At 41.8% G+C, this 19,674-nt stretch carries 22 protein-coding genes and 2 pseudogenes; all 24 read right to left on the minus strand.

Translation table 11 applies throughout. From position 1 onward, the window contains the following. Nucleotides 1-205 precede the first annotated feature (205 nt). A complete protein-coding gene (locus tag LIR34_RS14290; protein ID WP_023843669.1) occupies nt 206-2,113 on the minus strand; it encodes an AAA family ATPase in 1,908 nt (635 codons plus the stop codon). A 38-nt stretch (nt 2,114-2,151) separates the two neighbouring features. Further along, the gene (gene mobQ / locus LIR34_RS14295) at nt 2,152-3,879 is read right to left on the minus strand and encodes a MobQ family relaxase (protein WP_003864580.1); all 1,728 of its coding nucleotides are present in this window, start codon (nt 3,877-3,879) and stop codon (nt 2,152-2,154) included. Beyond that, the gene (locus LIR34_RS14300) at nt 3,879-4,244 is read right to left on the minus strand and encodes a DUF3847 domain-containing protein (protein ID WP_015543456.1); all 366 of its coding nucleotides are present in this window, start codon (nt 4,242-4,244) and stop codon (nt 3,879-3,881) included. Before LIR34_RS14300 ends, mobQ begins: the two co-directional genes overlap by 1 nt. Nucleotides 4,245-4,444: 200 nt before the next feature. Beyond that, nucleotides 4,445-4,675: a hypothetical protein gene (locus LIR34_RS14305; protein WP_003864582.1), complete on the minus strand. Its 231-nt coding sequence runs from the start codon at nt 4,673-4,675 to the stop codon at nt 4,445-4,447. After that, nucleotides 4,663-5,229 (minus strand): DUF3990 domain-containing protein, encoded by a 567-nt coding sequence (locus LIR34_RS14310; RefSeq protein ID WP_003864583.1) that lies wholly within the window; start codon nt 5,227-5,229, stop codon nt 4,663-4,665. The genes LIR34_RS14305 and LIR34_RS14310 overlap by 13 nt, the downstream gene beginning before the upstream one ends. Next, on the minus strand, nt 5,222-5,446 hold the full coding sequence (locus LIR34_RS14315) for a DUF3791 domain-containing protein (RefSeq protein WP_003864584.1): 225 nt from the start codon (nt 5,444-5,446) through the stop codon (nt 5,222-5,224). Before LIR34_RS14315 ends, LIR34_RS14310 begins: the two co-directional genes overlap by 8 nt. A gap of 322 nt (nt 5,447-5,768) precedes the next feature. Next, entirely contained in the window at nt 5,769-7,280 is a 1,512-nt protein-coding gene (locus tag LIR34_RS14320; protein ID WP_003864585.1) for a hypothetical protein, read from the minus strand. Between the two features lie 112 nt (nt 7,281-7,392). Continuing rightward, nucleotides 7,393-7,575 carry a DUF6440 family protein gene (locus LIR34_RS14325; protein WP_003864586.1) on the minus strand — a complete coding sequence of 61 codons (183 nt, stop codon included), beginning with the start codon at nt 7,573-7,575 and terminating at the stop codon, nt 7,393-7,395. A gap of 33 nt (nt 7,576-7,608) precedes the next feature. Then, on the minus strand, nt 7,609-7,923 hold the full coding sequence (locus tag LIR34_RS14330; protein WP_040466130.1) for an L-2-amino-thiazoline-4-carboxylic acid hydrolase: 315 nt from the start codon (nt 7,921-7,923) through the stop codon (nt 7,609-7,611). A 94-nt stretch (nt 7,924-8,017) separates the two neighbouring features. Beyond that, nucleotides 8,018-8,443: an N-acetyltransferase gene (locus LIR34_RS14335; RefSeq protein WP_003864588.1), complete on the minus strand. Its 426-nt coding sequence runs from the start codon at nt 8,441-8,443 to the stop codon at nt 8,018-8,020. A gap of 57 nt (nt 8,444-8,500) precedes the next feature. Then, nucleotides 8,501-9,022 (minus strand): GNAT family N-acetyltransferase, encoded by a 522-nt coding sequence (locus LIR34_RS14340; RefSeq protein WP_003864592.1) that lies wholly within the window; start codon nt 9,020-9,022, stop codon nt 8,501-8,503. Nucleotides 9,023-9,274: 252 nt separating this feature from the next. Next, on the minus strand, nt 9,275-10,393 hold the full coding sequence (locus LIR34_RS14345) for an AAA family ATPase (RefSeq protein ID WP_173722551.1): 1,119 nt from the start codon (nt 10,391-10,393) through the stop codon (nt 9,275-9,277). Continuing rightward, nucleotides 10,380-11,156: a DUF6414 family protein gene (locus LIR34_RS14350; protein ID WP_173722550.1), complete on the minus strand. Its 777-nt coding sequence runs from the start codon at nt 11,154-11,156 to the stop codon at nt 10,380-10,382. Before LIR34_RS14350 ends, LIR34_RS14345 begins: the two co-directional genes overlap by 14 nt. A gap of 15 nt (nt 11,157-11,171) precedes the next feature. Then, nucleotides 11,172-13,937 (minus strand): class I SAM-dependent DNA methyltransferase, encoded by a 2,766-nt coding sequence (locus LIR34_RS14355; protein ID WP_173722549.1) that lies wholly within the window; start codon nt 13,935-13,937, stop codon nt 11,172-11,174. 15 nt (nt 13,938-13,952) lie between these two features. Further along, nucleotides 13,953-14,159, minus strand: a complete 207-nt coding sequence (locus LIR34_RS14360; protein ID WP_005341250.1) for a helix-turn-helix domain-containing protein — start codon at nt 14,157-14,159, stop codon at nt 13,953-13,955. A gap of 147 nt (nt 14,160-14,306) precedes the next feature. After that, a complete protein-coding gene (locus tag LIR34_RS14365; protein WP_173722548.1) occupies nt 14,307-14,717 on the minus strand; it encodes a single-stranded DNA-binding protein in 411 nt (136 codons plus the stop codon). Nucleotides 14,718-14,740: 23 nt separating this feature from the next. Beyond that, entirely contained in the window at nt 14,741-15,037 is a 297-nt protein-coding gene (locus LIR34_RS14370; protein ID WP_243862476.1) for a hypothetical protein, read from the minus strand. 687 nt (nt 15,038-15,724) lie between these two features. Next, on the minus strand, nt 15,725-16,006 hold the full coding sequence (locus LIR34_RS14375; RefSeq protein WP_173722546.1) for a hypothetical protein: 282 nt from the start codon (nt 16,004-16,006) through the stop codon (nt 15,725-15,727). A gap of 14 nt (nt 16,007-16,020) precedes the next feature. Beyond that, nucleotides 16,021-16,368 (minus strand): TnpV protein, encoded by a 348-nt coding sequence (locus LIR34_RS14380; RefSeq protein WP_173722545.1) that lies wholly within the window; start codon nt 16,366-16,368, stop codon nt 16,021-16,023. A gap of 82 nt (nt 16,369-16,450) precedes the next feature. Continuing rightward, nucleotides 16,451-16,534, minus strand: a pseudogene (locus LIR34_RS18125) (Maff2 family mobile element protein); the annotation flags it as partial. Nucleotides 16,535-16,570: 36 nt separating this feature from the next. Continuing rightward, nucleotides 16,571-18,181 (minus strand): recombinase family protein, encoded by a 1,611-nt coding sequence (locus tag LIR34_RS14385; protein ID WP_117536987.1) that lies wholly within the window; start codon nt 18,179-18,181, stop codon nt 16,571-16,573. 111 nt (nt 18,182-18,292) lie between these two features. After that, nucleotides 18,293-18,481, minus strand: coding sequence for a transposon-encoded TnpW family protein (locus LIR34_RS14390; RefSeq protein WP_002569233.1), 189 nt, complete (start codon nt 18,479-18,481; stop codon nt 18,293-18,295). Then, a complete protein-coding gene (locus LIR34_RS14395; RefSeq protein ID WP_006859737.1) occupies nt 18,478-19,335 on the minus strand; it encodes an ATP-binding protein in 858 nt (285 codons plus the stop codon). Before LIR34_RS14395 ends, LIR34_RS14390 begins: the two co-directional genes overlap by 4 nt. Beyond that, nucleotides 19,332-19,674, minus strand: a pseudogene (locus LIR34_RS14400) (phage replisome organizer N-terminal domain-containing protein); the annotation flags it as partial. The pseudogene LIR34_RS14400 and the gene LIR34_RS14395, both read right to left, overlap by 4 nt.

The raw sequence follows: 19,674 nt of genomic DNA on the forward strand, positions 1-19,674 counted from the left end.
GGAGGCAGCCACACCCTGTCACAGGTGCTTCCCCGTAACATTGCTGTTACCGGATAATCATACCATTATATCCGCCATATTACAATTCATTTTTGTTCCAGATTCACAGCAATCCTTATTCTGTATGGATACCTGCTATTTCCGTTTGATTGCCTTGCACCGGCAGACGGCAGACGGCAGATAGGGTATCTATAAAGCCTGCCGTTCACTCCAAAATTCTGCCGTCACCCATTCTCCCTTGTTTTTTTAATCGAATGGTATTTTCCTGCTTTTCATTCATCCGATAATCCAGTTCTTCTTTCATCCGGCTTCTGGCTTCTCGCATGGTTCTCTGGGAGATTCCCTGTGCTTTTGCCTTTTCATCCAGTTCCCGGATTGTGACTGCATTTCCGTCTGCAAGCAGTTCATAGATCAGTTTCGTTCCCCGTTGCAGTTTTGTTTCTGTCGGCTTTCCTTCCTTTCCGTCCAGAAGATCATCTGCGGAAATCTCATAAGCTCCCACCCAGCGGAATCCTTCTTCATCTCCAAGTTTAAATGCCATCGTCTCACCTGGAGGTGCAAGAGAACTTTTCTCATGGATCAGTACTCTTGTTGTCGGGTCTTTCTTTACTTTCCCGATAAAAAGCAGGCTTCTCACCGCCGCCATGATATCAATAGAACCAAGTCCCCGGTAAGTACTCTGTGTCCCTGAAGATTTATTCAGATGTCCGATCAGCACAATCGCACAACCGGTCTTTTCAGCGATCATTCCCAGTTTCCGGAATACCGGACGGACTTCATTTGCCCGGTTCATATCCACATCGGCACCGATAAAAGCCTGTACCGGATCAATGATTAAAAGTCTGACCTGATTCTGACGGATTGCTTTTTCAATACGGTCATCGGATAACGTCAATGCTTCCTCTGTATCATCAATGACCATCACCCGACTCAGGTCTGCTCCTGCTTCCACCAGCCTCGGCTTAATCGTATCTCCCATACCGTCTTCTGCAGTCTGATAGATCACATTAAAAGGTTCAATCTCTTCCATGTTCGGGAAAGTCTTACGGTTCGTGCAGGCTGCGGTCAGCATCATGGCAAAATAAGTTTTTCCCTCTCCTGGATTGCCCTGAATAATCGTCAGTTTTCCAAATGGCAGATAGGGAAACCACAGCCATTCTACACTGGTCTGTTCAATGTCTTCATAACACAACATCGGCACCAGTTCTTCCTTCTCCGGTACTTTCATTGTAACTGTTTCAATGATTGATTTCTTCCTGTCTGCATTTTTATCACAGAGGATTTCATTCCAGTCCTTTCGGGACGGTTTCAGACGGATGACACTGTATCCGTCCGGGATTTCTATTGCCAATTTCTCACTGGCTTCATTCCCTGCATGGTCATTATCCAGGCACAGGAAAACCGAAGTAATCTGAGGGCGTTCAGAAAGAAAAGCCATCAGTGCCGCACTGGAAATGCCACCCAGACTCAGGTAGCTCCGCTTTTTCCAGTCTTTGGGAAATAATTGGATAAAAGAAAGCAGATCAATGGCTGCTTCAAACACAAACAACTGATTATCCGTCCCTCTGTGACAGAATCCGTAAGATTTATCAGATTCAGCCACATCTCCCCGGTATTTTGTTTCACCAGTTCCCCTGCAATGGGCATATCTTGGAATACCGTCTGCATCTCTGCCAACAAACACCACATTATGGTGCTTCTTTTCTTCATAAATATCCCCACTGCCGATCCATTCCTCCACCATATTCTTTTCAATCCCTCTGTTTTCTGTCAGATATCTGATGATTCTATCATTATTTTCCTCTTTCTCTGGTAATCGGAAGTCAGGGGACGGGGCGGGGCAGGTACTGTTCCTGCCTTCGCCTTCCTCCCCGGTTAGCATCTTGACAGCTTCCGGAAATGTGGCATTGTAAAATTCCATCACAAAATCCACCGGATAGCCACCCCTCCCCTGACTGTGCCTGTACCACCGGTTTCCGGATACCGTTACACTGTCATGCTTTTTCCAACGGTATTCCTTTCCGCTTTTCCCTAGTTGTTCTCCCTGTGCGCTCAGAAAAGAAACAAGATCTGTCTGATTTGCTCTTATAATTTGTTCTTCTGTATACTGCATTTTGCTCATCCTTTCCCGTCTGTCCTGCTGACAGACTGTTATAAACTCATGTCATAGTTTCGCTTTTTCTTCACTGCCTGTTGTTTTGCATCACGCTCTGCACACTCTTTCTTTTTTTCATCCAGTTTTCTCAGAAGAGAGGTCTTCTTTTCTGGATTCTGCTCCGACTGGTTCAACGGCTGTTGCTCTGCTTTCCCGTTTTCTTCAAGAATCTCTTTCGCCTGAACTGTGTAAAATGTCGGGAACTTCACCTGCTTCTCCCTTTTTTCTTCTGAACGCCCGGAAGTATCTGCTTCTGCCATTTCCCGGTCACGTCTGGCAATATCCGCACAGCTCTGTACCTTTTTCACAAAAGTTAGTTCCTCCTGGTACGGCTGATTATCTGCTTTCAGCTCTTCGATCCCCGCCTGAAGTTCTTCTTTCTCCCGTTTCCATCTGGCAGTTGGCACTTTTCCATTTTTATCCAGATGTTGTTTCAGTTCCCGTTCACATTTGCGGTAATAATTGATTTCTTTTTTATGCTGCTGATAATATCTCTCCCGTCTTTTCTGAAAATAGAAATGGTTATACTCATCAATCAATGGCTGATTTGTTTTTATTACCTCTGCCATCTTTTCCAGATTCTCAAGTTCCTTTAACTGTTTCCGCTTTTCAGAAATTTCTTTTTTACTGACAGAAACAACACCGTTCAGTTCCTCAATCCGTTCCTGCAAGTCATCCATCGTTTCTATCTGATGTGTCTGAAGATAACTGATGGATTTTGCAAACTCCTGTAAATTGGAGAGATTCTTACCTCTCTGTTTCATCTCCGCATAAAAATTGGGAAGTGGTGGTCTGCCCTGTGTCTTTTTATCATAATAATCCTGCAGGCTTTCCAGCAGTGTCGGGTTCTGCCTGCGATCCAGCTCTGCTTTCATTTCCTCATAAGCTGTCTTCATCCACTGAATGGATTCTTTCAGAGAAATAAACATCTGGTTAAACTGCCGGATTGCCCGGTTCAATTCTCCGATCACCGTTTTGATTCCCTTTTTCTCCATTGCCCGGACTTCATATCCCTCATGGATGGTCGGGATCAGGTCAATCCCCTGTTCTTTGTAGGAACGGTGGTCGATTCTGGATGCCATGTGGCACTCCCTGAATTTCCCATTTACTTTCTCTGTCCATGCCCGCCGCCATTCTTTTAAAAGCTCCGGATCATTCCATCCGGTAGTAGAAACAGCATTGAACATATCTTTTCCTTTGGCATCCTTCACCCGGTTTCCATCCTCATCAAGAATATATTCCCTTCTCTGCTTATTGCCCCAGATTCCTTCCTCTGTAAAAGGACGGATTGGGACAAGCACATGGAAATGGGGATTATCCGGTTCTTCTTCATTTTCCGCTTTTCCCTCATGGACTGCCAGATCCACGATCATGCCACGTGCCACAAACTGCTCCTGGCAGAACTCTTTTGCCAGTCTGATATTTTCCTCAAGTGTCAATTCATTCTGCAGTGCAATGTCAAACGAATAGGCAAGCTGTGCCTTGTTGTTCCGTTCCACATGCTCCACCTCGTTCCAGAGTGTTTCCCTGTCAGTCAGACGCTCTGGCACATACTCCGGTGTCAGGATTTCTGTAAATATCACACCTGACTTGCTCGTATAATCGTGTATCTTGTTGTAATAACTGTCAAAAATCCTCTGCCCGGAAATATAGGCTGCGGAAGCGACCACCATCTGCCCTTTCCCTCTGGATACATTCCTTACTGAAAAATGATACAGTGCCATTAACTGTCATCTCCCTTCTCTGTCTTTTTTACTGCTTCTGCAATCTGCTGTTGATCTTTGTGTAAGGCGGCTATATGAGCCTGCCGCACAATACTCTTGTTGTAACTGCTGTTCTGCAGTTGATTCATCATGTCCTGGACGTCTTCCTGTTCCAGATCTCTGGACAGCGGAAATACTTTCTCAAACTCTGCCCCTTTGACAATCAGCCGGTGGGAACGTTCCCTGCGTTCTACCAGCTTCTTCCGCTGCTCCAGAATGTTTTTGTGGTGAATTGCTGCCTCCAGTTCCTGTCTGCTCTTTTCCATGTTGGCCTTCAGTTCCTCCAATGACATGGATTCATACTTTGGATTTTTTGCTCTGCTCATTTTCTTGTACTCCTTCTTTTTTCTGTAAACAAAAAGAACCGGCTTATTCATGAATGCCGATTCCTGGGTATAAAAAACTGAGGTCGTTGTCCTGTGATTAGGAAATGCTGACCTCAGCGTTTTTGAAATATTTAATTGTTGCTCCTTGGAATGAAAGTCTTTGTCACCATTGTCGTATAAATTTAAACTCACATCCCATATCAGGATTTCTTTAATTCTTCCATATACAGTTCAGCTATATATGCCGGACCAGTGCACCACAGCTTTGTCTTCTCATCATACAGTGCTTTTCCTGTCTTTGAACACAAAAAATCTGTCAATACCTCGTTTCTGTCCTTGCCTGTCTCTTCTGCGATTTCATCTGTCACCATAGTGATCAGAAGGTCGATTGTATAATTCATTTTTTCCTTTGGAATTGTTACTTCAGCCATATCTTCTCACCTTTCACAAATTTCAGACACTCAATAGCTGCCTCAGTTTTAAAGCAGTATTGATCTTTCAATTTATTCGGCAGCAACTGTCTGATACAGAAATCGTCTGCTACTTTATCACCTGCAGTCCCAAAAGCACCCGCAAGATAAGCGGTAAGAGTAGCGTTTGTTGCATCATCCGCAATCTTTCCTGCAATGATATCATATTTTGCCATTTCACGTTCAACCTCAATAAACATTTTTTTCTTTCGGTGAGCGGCGATACAATGTAACCAGTCCACATCTGCATTTTCAAAAATATGCGTTTCAAGATTTTCTGAAAGTTTGAATTCAAAAGTTGAAATATATCCAAACTTCTGCCCCTCTTCAATTGTTCCGGTTGCGATGGCTTTGGCTATTGAGGTTCTCAGAAAACTTTCTTCCTGTTCCTTTGATGTGGTTAAATAAAATCCCTGTCCAAAATCTTTTCTCTTTGCACATTTGGCAAGATCTGGCTCTTTTACTTCACAATAACTTCCATGATAGAGAACAAATCCATCTTTTAACTCAAGCACTAATCTCTATCCCCTTTCTTTGCAAAAATTCAGTAATATCTTCAAGCACAGCTTCATCGCCTTCACAATGAAAAATCCCATAGCATTTTTCTATATATCCAAGAACATCGGCTTCTTTAAACAAGTGGATAATCTGTTCAACAGGTAAATGCCACTCTTCTGAAGCAAGCCGGATTAGTCTTGTTTGCATAAAAGTAATCTCTGTTTTCTCACTCATTATGAATCCTCCTCATTTTCTTAGTCAGTAAAACCGGAATTGTTGATTACCAAGGCATATTTCCAAATCGACTAATAAAAGTTACTGTTAGTCCGGTTTTATCAATCATTGCAAGTTTTACGATTGCGCCTGTACTGTTTGCTTTCCTCCGTCGACATTCAAATCTGTTGCCGTGGCACCTGGATCAGCGCAGTTCACCTCTTATGTCTTGGAGTCCTTTTGCATACTTCCAAAAGAACCCAGTCCGCTTGAAACATTTACGATAATAGTTTTATTTTTTCTCTCATTGTCATACAATGCACCTACTTCCCCAGAATTTATTTTACCACGTATTCTTCTGTTCGTCTGTCACCTGCATCGTATCTGCATTTACCAGATAAAAATCTACCAATTCGGTCTCGTAATTGCCATCCGGATATACTTTTTCTAACACCAGTTCTTCGCAGGAATTACCATCTGCATCTGTCTTGGAACCATTATCGTACAGACAGTATCTCACATTTACCGTATTACCGTTCTTTGTTTCCTGCGTTTCGCTGACGACAGCATAGACTTCTCCCTTTGCATTCGCCGTGTAACTGAACGCCATATTTTGAAGTGTATTCTGCTCCTGAAGGTAATTATAAACTGCCAGCATTGCATTTTGAATTGTCAGACCATCATGCTGCCCTTCTGTCTCGTAATCTTCTATGGTATTTCCACTCTGAATATCCTCTGAATCTGTTGAATTCTCTGTATCCAAATCCGGTAATTCTGTAGTATCCTCTTCTTGATTATCTTCTTCATCTATTGTATCCGAAGACCACCACAGACCATCCATACTCTGCATAACAAATGGATTATTGGTTCTGTATCTCCGTTCACCACCATAATCTTCCTGCACAGTTATATACGTATATTTGCTGTCACAACCAGTCACCGTTTCTGTTCCATCCATTCCGAACACTACACTCAGACCACTCATTCCAATAATCAAAAGTGCAAATATCGCAGCAGCTCCATAGACAATTATCAATGCCACTTTGTTTTTACCGAATTGTATGGATAATGCCTGGCAATTGTGTCTGTATAAACTCACGATCCCCCAGATCAAAAGAACCGCCAGACTGATTGTAATAACAGTAATCGATATTTCTGCGAAACGATATCTCACTTCATATCCCATATCACGTTTTATACCATACCACAATCCATAGAAGAAGGTACTATACGCAAGAACCAAAGTAATGATACTGATCCGTATCGGATGCTCTTTTTTATCCGGCACTGCCTTCTTCAGTGCCTCTGCCATCTGCGCTGCCGCTCTCTGCTCTATCCACATAGCAAGCTCTGCTTTTGACGGATATGTGCATTTAGTATCCGGAATCCCTGCGTAACACATCTGGCTCTCTTGAATCCCTGTCGCATCTCCTGCTGCCATTGCTGTAACCACTTTCAGGTAATAATACAACTTCAACTGTGCTGGATTGAATTTATCTATACGAATATCTGCCAGCTCCTGTGCAGCCCGTTCATAATTGTTAAGGAGTACACTCATCCGTGCCATAACCAAAAGCATCTGATTCGCTACAGCAGGGTAACGGTGATATTGCTTCTCATATAAATACCGTGCATACTCATGTCGTTCTTCCGGTGTTAACCGATAGGACTTCTTTCTATTCTGTGCCAGCATCGCAATTCGCAGACCATAAGCCAATTCCAAAATTGCAATCAGCTGGCAGATAAATGCACCAAATCCCCAGATATCCGTTGTATACCGCACATAGGTCACCAACACAATGCCTAGCATTGCCGGAATCACGATCAACCATTTTGTCCAACCTGATCTTCTCATAAAAATCTCCTGAATTGTTTTTCTGAATATAGTATATTACCGCACACACCAATCGACCATATACATATTGTGACGATGCTGTTACTTACCATAACAGTTGCTGTTTCTAAGGTCATCTATTTATAGCCTGAGAAATAACTGGTTTCCCATCTCTGTCCAACAATGGAGTCAGTCCACCTGAATACCCACATGCATGATATAAATAATTCACACCAGTTTCCTTATCCACCCATATCTCAGTAGTAGTTAATGCTCCCTGAGAATATATTTTTTCAAATCTCTCTTCTTTCGCCATTTTCAATTTCCTCCCATAATCAATTTTTCGGTTTTATAAAAAATGTTTCTCTGTTACTTTCTCGATTGTATCATGACATACAGTTCCATCTTCGGCAATCGTCGATTTTCTGATAAATCTCGAATGATGCTTTAATACTCCATAAGCATACCAGTCATGGTTGCAAAATACTTTGCAGAACTCTGCATAGCCATGTTCCTTACAGGTATCGAAATACAGACACCTGCTGATTTCATAAGTAAATCCACTATCATCATCCTGCAAAATTTCTGTCTCCCAACATACCTTTTTTTCGCCCTCCAGATCATCTACCAGAGACTGTCTCACAATCTTATAGCCATTCGGCAATAAATCGACATGCTTTTTTCTCTTTTTCCGTTACCATATTTTCTCCCAACTTGCACACTAAGTCATAATTTTCCAAACACTAAAACTTGAATTTCTATTTCTGCTGCCATGCCATTACATAGTCTTTTTCTCCAGTAGCTTCATCCAAACCGCTATACTGAATCTCAAATCCTTCTCTTTGATAAAAGGATATTGCCCGTGTATTTTTTTGATATACATTTAAGATTAATTTGTTTCTTTTTCCCTTTACATAGTTTAGCAAAATTTTACCTATACCTTGAGATTGCATTTCGGCAGAAACAAAAATACCTTCAATGTATTCGTTACTTAACCCTATAAAACCCTGTATTTCCTGTTTATCCTCGTAAACATAGACAGTTGCCTGTAATAGAAGTTCTTTTACTAACTCAAAATTACTTTTCCAATATTGAGCAGAGATAAAATAATGTGTCTTTATATTTGTATCTAACCATATTTCTGCAACTTTATTTATATCCACTTTCCGTAATTCTCTAATCATAACGGTGATGCTCCTCAAACTCCGATTTTCTCAATTTTTCAAACTGGAATTTACGAACTACAATATCTTTTCGAGAAAAAGATGGTTTTTGTGTGCAATTACATCTCCAACTTTTTTAGAAGCACTAGCAATTATTTCAAATCCATTTTTTTGATACAAAGATAGCGCAGGAATATTTTGACTTCCTGTATCCAAACGTAGTGCCCTGCAACTATTTTTTTGTGCTAATTCTGTAGCGAATTTTATTAGTGATGATGCAATTCCTTTACCAGACATACTCGGACGTACCATTAAAAGGTGAATTACCATTACCTCATCTTCAGATAATTTTTCTTTCCAAGGAATAGTTGCATATTCTATTGGTTGAACTTTATCAATAATGATACTTCCAACAATTGTTCCGTTTTCTTCATATACAAACAAAGCACCAGCATAAATAGCCCGTTCTGCATCATCTTTCGTTGGATAAACCCCTTTCTTAAATACAGTAAAGGCTGTATGATTCAGTTCATACTGGAAATGCTCATTGTAAGTATCTTCAATCGAATTAACATCTTTTAGTATTGCTTTTCTAATCATAAAATCTCTCCACAAATTTTGATTTCACACTTTCTTTCCCCTTATATGTCTATATCTGAAATATTCAGTCACAAACTTTATCAGGGATAGGCATCTGTGCCGCAAGGGGATCTTCCCCTTGTACGAAATCTCTGATTTCGCTGTATTTCCCGGTTTGAGATTTCTTGAAATCGGGAACAGCACCGCAGGTCGCACGATACAGGCAGATGGAATTGCCTGTATAGAAGTGCGCTCTTAGCTTTGCTAAGAGAATTATATTTCTGTTTCACCGCATATTTTATTAAGTGCCACAAGAGAGAAAGTATCCTTTATCAAATGTTTTATTTCTCTTGCATTTGACTGAGTAACTGCACCTTTCTTTATTTTGTCAAATAACTCTCTGTCTTCAATATCATAATCTTCCCTCAGTCTTTCTATTTCTCTCTCTGCAATTTTTTCTTTTGCCATACCTGACAAATCATTAAATTTAATAATTGAATCAAAACGGTTATATATCGGCAATCCTAAATGTTCTTTTATCTCATCAATTGTTTTATAATTTGAAGTACACATAATAATTGCCTTATTTACTACCACTTTATAATTATGATCTTCATAAATTCCTTCATCAAATAATTGATAAAATGCACTATGGAATATAGATAAAGCTTTATCAAACTCATCAAACAACAATACATTAGTTTCTCTAGCCAAAAGATCTTGCGCAAAGCTTTTTTCGTTATATCTTCCACCAAAAATATAATTGGCCGACTCATTATTCTGATACATAGAAAATTGTTTTCTTAATAATTTTCCACCCATCAATTCTGCCATATATTGTGCGGATTCTGTCTTTCCAAGTCCTGAATCTCCATATAACAATATTACAACCGGCTTGCTTTGTTTACCATCTACCAGAGGATATATTGCTTGAAGCAATTTCTTTTTTGCTCTTTCCTGTCCAATTATCCTTTCACTATATTGGCTATTAAATGTTTGTATCATTTCTTTTGAAACTTCCAAATATGGCTGTTGCGTTTCATGAATAATACTTTTATTAAATGTTCGGTATATCTGTTCTCGAATACTTTTCGGTGGATTTTGAATGTACATATTTGTTATGGACATTTGGAAAATAAAATTTATAAAGTTTATAATTACATGTTCCTGAACACTACAGTACTCATCTGCATGAATAACAAAATCCTGAACTCTCGGTTTCTTCTTTTTCTTAGGCTTTGGTTCTGGCTGCCCTGGAATGTTAACAAACACATCCATTTTTTTATTACCATCATCAAGTTTCGCTGCCATTTCACTAAGATTTCTTGCACTTTTCGGAACAATCTTTTCAAAGGCAGAATCAGATCCTACAAAAATTTCAATCTTCTTCACGTACTACACCTGCCAATACTATATCATAAACATCTAATTCTTTTTCTTCTTCAGCAGCAGACTTTTCTCCCTCTACAATTTCTTCTGCTGTAGTCTTGTCTTCTGCTGGTTGAAAATCAAACTCTTTATCAATCGATAAATGATTTTCTCCACAAGTTCCAACCTTTATTCCGAAATATGTCAGCTTCATTTTGCTTAAATCGACAAGATTATAATTGTTTTTAAATGCTTGAAGGTTAAATCTCAATACGCTTTTCCGCTCTATCTCTGTTTTTAAAAGCATGTCATAATAACCCCGTTCACCTAATATTGCCTCATTTAATTTTTCCATATCTATTGGCATTTCTTCTTTAGGCACAATTGTCAAATATGAACTGAGCATTTTATATAATGTCACAGAATTTTCTGGTGCATAAACACCACTATTCTCGAATTTTTTTACGTGTTCATCTTTCGATGCTGCCTGTATATAATCTGTAAGCAACGTATTTTTTATTGTTTTGTCAAAAGCACTGGTCAGTTCAGCGGAAGCACTGGCATCAACTTTTCCCTGAAATGTTGCTTTAATATAATTCAAAATATTAAAGCCACTTTTTGCCTGAGCTTCAATTTCAGCAACTATTTTAGCTATTTTTTCTTTATTTTCCTGTGTTGACCAATCAAGTCGTCCTCCATTTGTAACATCAACATAATCCTGTGCAGCAGCTTCATCAAAATATACTATTTTTAGAAACTCTATTTTCTCAGTGTTTTTATTTTTCAACTTTTCTGCTCCTTACTATTTCTGTTCCTCACACAATTTCTGATATCTTTTCATAAGTTCTGCAACACATGCAGCTTCGCTTTTATAGGCTTCACTGCCTTTTGTAAATCCGTATGCCTGCATGACTGCCATATCATTTTGCTGATGTGCCTTTCTCAGTTCTGGAGGCATCGTTAATTCATCATACAGCGTTGCAAGACTGCTATTTGGATACAATGCTCTTGCATCAAGTATTGCTTGAGCAGTCTTCTCTATTTTTTCCTTTTGCTGCTCTGTTGGCTCTGGCCAAGGGAAATTATTGTATACAACATCTTTTGAATAACTATAGTCACTTTTTAATCGCATACATGTTACTCGCATCCAAGCCATGTGAATATTTGAAATTATAATTCCAAAGTCATACAGTGAAGCATCAGGGATTACCTGAACCCTATCGGTTACAATTGTTCCAGCTTTAATGAATCCCATAGGAACATAACGTCTTGCTTGTGAAGATACTCTCGGCACAATGATAAAATCTTTATCAACTGGCTGCGTTCTCTGTGCAAAAAGTGTTGGTGTAGCTGCAAATTTTCTTATTCCAGCCGCAACGCTATTTTCTCTCGCCTCTTTACATTTCTTTATTCTTTCCATAATCATTGGACACTTTTTCAAGTCTTCTGGATCTGCTCCAACAAGCCATAAACACCATCTTTTATTCCCTTTGATATATTCTGATGCTCCCAAAAGAGGATGGATATATTTCTTTGCATTCGGATCTTTTTTAATAAATTCATTTAAGTCCTCATCTTCAATAATCAAATTTCCTCCATCTGCTGGTTTATTACCATATATCATTTTAGGAATATCACACAAGGGTTTATTCCGGCTACGTACTAATATATTATCTCCATCCATCAGATAACGATTGATATTTTCAGCCACTGTAGTTCTTCCATTATCGTACAAATATTTATTCGAACGTGAGAATTTCGCAAATCCAATGATCACACAATGTACATGAGCTTTTACACTGGCTTCACTATCCCATACAAACGTTCTATATGCAAAGTTAATAATATCATCCTGCATAAAGTCCCAAAATCTGGATACCGTTTCACCTTGAACAATTGAATTTGTTGATACAAAAGCAACTTCTATTTTTGTTCCCCGAATATAATCTGACGCTTTTTTATACCAGGCACAAACAAAATCAAGATTCTTTACCCCTGGAAAAATATTTTGCATATCTTGTTTCTGCTCAGCTGTCATAAAAGTAAATCCATGAAATGGTGGATTCCCCATAATATACGACACCTGATTTTTGGGTACAACACTCTCCCAATCAATCTGTAAAGAATTGCCTTCCACAATAAACGCATTAGTTGTCAATGGCAGAAAATCTAAATTCATGTGAACGATGTCTTCTGTCTCTTTCATCATCTGAGATTCTGCAATCCACAAAGCTGTCTTTGCAACTGTGACAGCAAAATCATTGATTTCGATTCCATAAAACTGATCAATGGAAACATGAATCGGGGAAGATTCATCAAAGCCAAAAGTAATCTGTCCTCTTTGCAATTCTTTTATGACTTCATTCTCCAATCGACGGATACTAATATATGTCTCTGTAAGGAAATTTCCACTACCAGATGCCGGATCAAGCCACCGGAGATTTGACAGCTTCGTTTGGAAGTCTCTCAACTTTTTATCTTTTGTTCTCTGAACGGTTATTTGCTGAATTTCTTTCAGCTCATTTTTCAAATCGTCCAAGAACAGCGGATCAATGACTTTATGAATATTTTCAATGCTGGTGTAGTGCATACCGCCGGAGCGTCTTGTTTCAGGATTCAGTGTACTCTCAAATACCGCACCAAATATAGTCGGACTGATTTCTGACCAGTCAAAATCTGCTGAGGCTTTTTCCAGTAAAAGATTTCTGATTTCATCCGTAAACTGTGGAATTTCAATATCCTCATTTGCAAACAGCCCACCATTTACATATGGGAACTGTGCCAGAGATTCTTCTATGTATGGATCTCTGTCTTCTGGTTTTGTATCAAGCACCTGGAACAGCTCAATCACAGCTTTTCTCATATGCCTTGTATCAAATTCTTCCAGATAATCATGGAACATGCCATGCTGTCCAAAAATGCCGGCATCCTCTGCATACAGGCAAAAAACCATTCTGACACATAGGATATTCAGGCTTTTCATTGCACGCTCTGTTGTCGGATCAACATATTGTTTTGCCAGTGCATCATACAGCAACCCTACAATTTCACCTGCGGCAATGGAAACTTCCATTTCTCTCTGAAGATTTGTGTTTCCCTCGTCCACAAGAAACTGTAACCGATAGTATTCTTTTTCAAGGTCTTCCAACTGAATGATCTCCGGATCACCGCCCGGCTTTTCCATATCATAAATATAGAATGACTGGAAATTACTGGTTACAATCCATCTTGGTCTTTTTGAATATGGCAGCTCAGAAGAATATCTTTTTGCCTGTTCAAATGGTGTCAGCATAGAACCGTCAGACTGCCGGATAGCAGCCGTCAGGCTCTTGTTGATACTTTTCTGTTCAATCATGACATGGGTTTTCTCAATATACCCGTCAATAAAACTGGTGTGGTCAAGATGTACCTGATCCTCAAAAGAAATAAACTGTGATATTTCCGTTACACCAAATACCGTTGTCAGAAGCTCCACCCAGAAAATCTGGCTGTCGCCTTTTTCATATCCACGGTCTTTCCAGTTTTTCGCAAACGCTTTCGCCGCTGCTCTTTGCTGTGTATCTGTCATTGCAGCAACCTCCTGTTATTCATCATCAGTAAATTCCATCATTTCATCAACGGTGCAGTCTAGCTTCTTGCAGATTTTCTCAATCGTCTCCATTGATACATACTGGTTTTTTCCCATCCGGGCAAGAATGTTTCCACTTATCCCGGTGAGGTACTGCATCTCTATCCGCTTCATATTTTTATCTATGAGCATTTTCCATAATCTGTTATAACTTACGCCCATAAGCTACCTCCATATTTCTCATTCAAACATATTTTATATTATATCACGATTTCGTTAGGTTGAATACCTGTAATTTTTGATATCTTCAGTAAAATGGAAAAGAGGATGCCCCGGCAAAGGGCAACCTCTCCAATCATTTACTCTGAATTAGTCAAATGGAATCTCACCATCTGGTGCTTCCATGAATCCGTCCTTATCTGTTTTTGATGTTTCCGACGAATCCGCTCCGATACCGTTATCCTTGTTCTGGGCAAATTCATGTTCTTCCACAATCACATCTGTGGTATAAATTGTCTTCCCGTCTTTATCCTTATAATTACCGGTGCTGATACGACCACCAATTACAATCCTCATTCCCTTATGAAGATATTTCTGTGCAAACTCTGCACTCTTTCCAAATGTGACACAAGAAATAAAATCCGCTTCCTGTTCACCGTCACGTTTATATCTTCTGTTTACCGCCAGTGTGTATCTCGCCACTGCCATGTCATTGTCTTTCCCGGCATATTTAATCTCCGGGTTCTTAGTCAGTCTTCCCATTAAAATTACTTTATTCATAATCGTTACCGTCCTTTCCGCAGCTACGCTGCCATTGCATATTCATCATCAGTTTTATTATCCGGCATAAACATTGCACATGCTTCCGGTGGATTGGTATCGTCCGGTGAAAACATTTTCCGGATCATTTCATACATGATCGGATACCGATATGCGATTTCTTCTCTTGCAAGAAATCTGCATACTCTGTAAAGATTCTTTTTCATTTCTTCATCCGTAGCAAGCATGGCAGCCAGATGGATTCTCTCCCTTGTATAAATCAGATTTGGGCATCCAAACCAGTTGATCAGCTGCATTTCTTTTATTTTCAGTTCTGTCATAAACTGCTCCTTTCCGGGCATTTTGCCCTGTAAACATTGTCATCAGTTTCATTCGTCTGGTGGTCTGGCGTGCGTTTCCCTGTCACCTGCAGCCGTCTCAGACTGCCTCTGCCTGCATAAGCAGGTCACTGACCATAAGGCTCCGGTCAGCCGCCCATCATCGGGAGTGTCATTATGCTTCCGCTTGCTCTCAGAAAAAGAAAGGTCATGGCAGAACTCCTGTTAGGCTTCCAGGGTGCACTTATCGGTTGTCAAGGTTCAGCGAAGGAACATTCCAAAACGTCCTCTGATTACTAAAGTCAAATGACTTGTCAGAATGCAAAAAATTCGTGATATTTTTTTGCATTTTTATCAGTTTTTCTTTTATTTTCATTAGTCCCTTCACATACTCTGTACTGGGACAAGCAAAAGCGGACATGATTTTGGAGATTTTTGAAAAATAATTATTCCTCTACCTATAAAGCGTTGGAAATGGTATTTACCAACCCCCTTTTGCAAGTTTTTTTCGCATAAATGAAATATTCCCTCACTAATAGCAAGTTTCAGAGGGCGTTTGGACGGTACTTTCGCAGAAAAATTTATTTTTTCTACTAATCACACGTGGGGACTTGAAGAATGTCAGATTATTTTTCAAAAAATCAAAAAAGAAGCACCGACCATTACAGTCAGTGCTTGTAAGATGACTATTCAAATGTTACTGTCCTTTTCACACACAAGTCTTTCATAGTCCAGAAATCCACGGATATACATTTCTTTTGCCACATGTCCTTCCATGGCATTCTTCGCTGAGATAATTCTGTCCAATGCCTGCCACATCTCCTGTCCGGCATCTCTGAGGACTGGTTCCAGTATTTCTATGTAATAATGAATTTCTGCTTCCAGAGAAAACATCTCCGGATCAGATTCAAGAAATCGTTCCAGTTCCCGTTGGTATTCTTCATAATAGCTTTCAATCAATTCTCTTCTCATATCTGGAATCCCCCTTATACATAAATCAGTTCCTGCTTGATGATTTCAGCAGCCCGATTGCGGATATTGTTGCAGTGGCGTACCCATTCCATAGGATTCTGTCTCTTCAGTTCCTCGGTAACTCCCTCTGAACTTCTCATTTGCGCTTCGATCAGCTCAAAGCGTTCCTGTGCCTGTTCATTCAGATCTGCCAGATAGCTGTCCAGTCTGGTAGTCAGAAGAAGATATGTATAAGTTCCAGATTTATGTTCTTTCAGATATTCCTTCCGAAGCATTCCCCAGAAGCCAATCGGTCTGGTTTCCTCCGGGTAGTAAAGATTCGGTAAATAATAGTCTCTAACTTTTGTGTATTCGATTTTCATGGTGTCTCCTTTCGCTTTGCATGAAATTGTCATGTTATCTGCGTAGGATGTGCGTTTTTCCTTTAAAATCTTTTCACATAGAAGACATTAAGTGTTTGATGCCCTGGCTCTTTATTGATGTGCGATAAAGAAGTAATAGAAGTGTAAAAAATTTTGCCGTTCCTATCCGGCACTTAGCTCTTGTGTCGGATAGGTCGGGCGGTTATTCGGGCAAGTCCACCTTGCCAACAAAAGAATAATAAATCTCAATGTCCTGTCTGCGGGTCTTGTTCTCGTCATAGCTGCACTCATGCACAACGATTTTCTCTACAAACTCCCGCAGCAGAGTAGGGGTAAGTTCTTCAAAGCTGGTATGCCGCCGGACAACATTCATAAACTTTTCTGCGTTCACGGTGGCTTCCTGTGCTTTGGAAAGCTCCGCTTGGATAGCGGCGGCTCTTTCTTTCAGCTCCCGTTGTTCTGCTTCATAGTCTGCCGACAGCTCTGTGAAACGCTCGTCTGATATGCGCCCGGTCACACTGTCCTCATACAGCCGCTTGAAGATAGCGGATAACTCGGCTATGCGTTTCTCGGTGGCTTCCAGCTCCTTTTTCTTGGCGGCGTTCCTGCGCTTGCCCCCGTCCTCGTTCTGCTCAATCAGGAGCTTCATAAACCGGGCTTCATGCTTTGCCGCATAGCTGGTCACTTTCCGCAGATTGGAGAGTACACCAGCGGTCAAGAGGTCGGTGCGGATAAAGTGCGCCGTACAGTCATGGGTGCGTTTCTTGTAGTTGCCGCAGATATAACAGTCCTGCTTGCGCTTGTCCGTCTGGTATCGCTGCTGATACATCACACTGCCGCAGTCTGCACAGAACAGTATGCCGGAGAACAAGCCCACTTCATCATAGCGGTTGGGGCGTTTGCGCTGCTTGCGAAGCTCCTGCACCCGTTCCCATGTTTGGGTGTCTATGATAGGCTCGTGGTGGTTCTCGAATATCGCTTGCTTTTCCTCCGGGTTTTCTACGCTGTGCTTGACTTTGTAAGAGAGTTTTTCCGTCTTGAAGTTTACCAGGCAGCCCGTGTATTCCCGGTTTTCAAGGATATGCACAACGGTATTGGTCGCCCACTTGCACTCATAGCCGGGGTGGTAGCGGCGGGTGCTGCCCGTCCTGCGGTATTCCAGCGTCCCCGGCGTGGGGATTTGCTGCTCTGTGAGCATACGGGCTATCTTGGTCGGACCGTTCCCGGCAAGGCAGAGGTTGTATATCTGCTTAACTACGGGTGCAGCTTCCTCGTCAATAATGAAATTTTCGTCCTCGTCCATGAGGTAGCCATACACAGGTTTGCTTGTGATGGGCTTGCCACTCATACCTTTTGAGCGTTTTACTGCTTTGATTTTCTTGCTCGTATCTCTCACCAGCCATTCGTTAAAGATATTCCGCAGCGGGGCAAAGTCATTGTCGCCCTGTGCGCTGTCCACTCCGTCATTGATAGCGATGAAGCGGACGCCTTTCTGTGGGAAAACCATTTCCGTGTACATTCCCACTTGCAGGTAGTTTCGCCCTAACCTCGACATATCCTTTACGATAACTGTCCCGACTTTTCCGGCTTCAATGTCCGCAAGCATGGCTTGAAAACCGGGTCTTTGAAAGTTTGCACCAGAATAACCGTCGTCCGTGTACCAGCGCAGATTGGAAAAGCCGTTCTGCTTTGCATAGGTTTCAAGGATACGCTTCTGATTGGAAATGGAATTGCTCTCGCCTTGCAGCTCGTCCTCATGGGAAAGTCTTGGGTAAAGGGCGGTAATTGGTTGTTGGTTGGTCTGTCTTAACATAAAATCCTCCGTTTCCGACAGCCAGCCCCACTATTCCGTACCTTGATTGTACCACATGGGGCGGCTGTCTGTATAGCGGCAAAAGCGTCAAATCTGCTTCTTTATGGTCGGTCAAATCGCCGTTTTTTGTGTAGCAGCTTCCGCTTCCAGCACTTTCATCATCTTGTCGGCTGCGGTGTCGGTTGCGCCCTGCTTGAAGAATCCGGAAACGGTAAGGACGGAGTTGCCCATGCGGATTTCCGTTACACAGTCCGGGCGGCGGTCTGTTTTGGTGGTGCTTGTCTGTTTGGTTTCTGTCATAGGCTCTCCTTTCGCTGCTTCGTCAGTTGCTTTAATCGTTCCAGCTTTTCCTGTGCGGTTTCCTTTCGGAAATTGCTGCCCGTGAAGCGGACGGGGGCGCACATGGAAGTCAGCCTGTCATAGATACGGGCGTGGGGCGTGTCCTGCGGGTGCTGCAATTCCTCCAGCGTGAGGTTGGTCGTGGCGATCAGCGGCTTGCTGCTTCGGTAACGACTGTCAATCACGCTGTAAACCTGTTCCAGCCCGTATTCTGTCCCTCGCTCCATACCGAAATCATCAAGTATCAGCAGGGGATAGCTGCAAAGGCGGGAAATATATTCGTTCCTGCCCTCAAAGCTGGCAGCAAGGTCATTGAGTATTGTTGCAAAGTTTGTCATACAGACGGCAACCTCTTTCTCCATAAGGGCGTTGGCGATACAGGCGGCAAGGTAGCTTTTTCCTTTCCCCACGCCGCCCCAAAACAGGTAGCCGATATTTTCAGCCTGCATGGTTTCCCAGCTCTCCACATAAAAGCGGGCGGTTTCGGTCTGCGGGTTTCTGCCGTTGTCATGCTCAAATGTCCAGTTCCGCATAGCAGGGTCGGTAAAGCCCCGGCGTTTCAAGTCCTCCACTTTTTCAAGGTGCTTCTGTCTGCTTTCAGCGGCTTCCCGTTTTTCACGGGCTGCCCGCTGGCAGTCGCACTCTGCCGGGTGTCGGTCATGCCCTAACCATTGGGCGGTTTCTTTTGAAAAGTAGGCTTCTTTGGGCGTATGGCACTTGCCGCAGTATAAAAGCCCGTCCTCGCCTGTGTAGTCCTCCGCTTCGGCGGTAGTGGCTGTAATGTCCGTAATCATAGCTTCAATCTCGTTTCTCATAAGCTCTCACCCTCCTTGCATGAATAATCGGGTATGCCCTGTTTCGGGGCAGCCTTGCCTTTGGCAGCGTCCTCCTGCGCCCACTTGTAAATGGTGGCTGCATGGCTGTGGTACTGCTTCCCGGTGGAAGCGATATGGCAGGAAAGCCGGTCAATATAATACTCCCACTTGTCGGGCAGCTCTGTTTTCAGCCCGGAAAGCTCTGTATCGGTCAGTATCACATTGTTGTATCTGCCATAAGCGGCGGGGGCGGGGTGTCCCGTTTCTCCCTCTCTCTCTTTTTCTATCTCTATCTCTTTCTCTAACTCTATCTCTATCTCTGGTGGACGAATGTCGGAC

The organism is Blautia sp. MSK17_66, assembly GCF_020538025.1.
Classification (GTDB): Bacteria; Bacillota; Clostridia; order Lachnospirales; family Lachnospiraceae; genus Blautia_A.

What these genes read in the sequence shown, in the direction of transcription:
- LIR34_RS14365 (WP_173722548.1), bottom strand. Translation starts at nt 14,717, where the DNA reads ATGAATAAAGTAATTTTAATGGGAAGACTGACTAAGAACCCGGAGATT.
- LIR34_RS14340 (WP_003864592.1), bottom strand. Translation starts at nt 9,022, where the DNA reads ATGATTAGAAAAGCAATACTAAAAGATGTTAATTCGATTGAAGATACT.
- LIR34_RS14315 (WP_003864584.1), bottom strand. Translation starts at nt 5,446, where the DNA reads ATGAGTGAGAAAACAGAGATTACTTTTATGCAAACAAGACTAATCCGG.
- LIR34_RS14320 (WP_003864585.1), bottom strand. Translation starts at nt 7,280, where the DNA reads ATGAGAAGATCAGGTTGGACAAAATGGTTGATCGTGATTCCGGCAATG.
- LIR34_RS14305 (WP_003864582.1), bottom strand. Translation starts at nt 4,675, where the DNA reads ATGGCTGAAGTAACAATTCCAAAGGAAAAAATGAATTATACAATCGAC.
- LIR34_RS14325 (WP_003864586.1), bottom strand. Translation starts at nt 7,575, where the DNA reads ATGGCGAAAGAAGAGAGATTTGAAAAAATATATTCTCAGGGAGCATTA.
- LIR34_RS14385 (WP_117536987.1), bottom strand. Translation starts at nt 18,181, where the DNA reads ATGTTAAGACAGACCAACCAACAACCAATTACCGCCCTTTACCCAAGA.
- LIR34_RS14355 (WP_173722549.1), bottom strand. Translation starts at nt 13,937, where the DNA reads ATGACAGATACACAGCAAAGAGCAGCGGCGAAAGCGTTTGCGAAAAAC.
- LIR34_RS14375 (WP_173722546.1), bottom strand. Translation starts at nt 16,006, where the DNA reads ATGAGAAGAGAATTGATTGAAAGCTATTATGAAGAATACCAACGGGAA.
- mobQ (WP_003864580.1), bottom strand. Translation starts at nt 3,879, where the DNA reads ATGGCACTGTATCATTTTTCAGTAAGGAATGTATCCAGAGGGAAAGGG.
- LIR34_RS14360 (WP_005341250.1), bottom strand. Translation starts at nt 14,159, where the DNA reads ATGGGCGTAAGTTATAACAGATTATGGAAAATGCTCATAGATAAAAAT.
- LIR34_RS14300 (WP_015543456.1), bottom strand. Translation starts at nt 4,244, where the DNA reads ATGAGCAGAGCAAAAAATCCAAAGTATGAATCCATGTCATTGGAGGAA.
- LIR34_RS14390 (WP_002569233.1), bottom strand. Translation starts at nt 18,481, where the DNA reads ATGACAGAAACCAAACAGACAAGCACCACCAAAACAGACCGCCGCCCG.
- LIR34_RS14370 (WP_243862476.1), bottom strand. Translation starts at nt 15,037, where the DNA reads ATGACAGAACTGAAAATAAAAGAAATGCAGCTGATCAACTGGTTTGGA.
- LIR34_RS14380 (WP_173722545.1), bottom strand. Translation starts at nt 16,368, where the DNA reads ATGAAAATCGAATACACAAAAGTTAGAGACTATTATTTACCGAATCTT.
- LIR34_RS14335 (WP_003864588.1), bottom strand. Translation starts at nt 8,443, where the DNA reads ATGATTAGAGAATTACGGAAAGTGGATATAAATAAAGTTGCAGAAATA.
- LIR34_RS14290 (WP_023843669.1), bottom strand. Translation starts at nt 2,113, where the DNA reads ATGCAGTATACAGAAGAACAAATTATAAGAGCAAATCAGACAGATCTT.
- LIR34_RS14395 (WP_006859737.1), bottom strand. Translation starts at nt 19,335, where the DNA reads ATGAGAAACGAGATTGAAGCTATGATTACGGACATTACAGCCACTACC.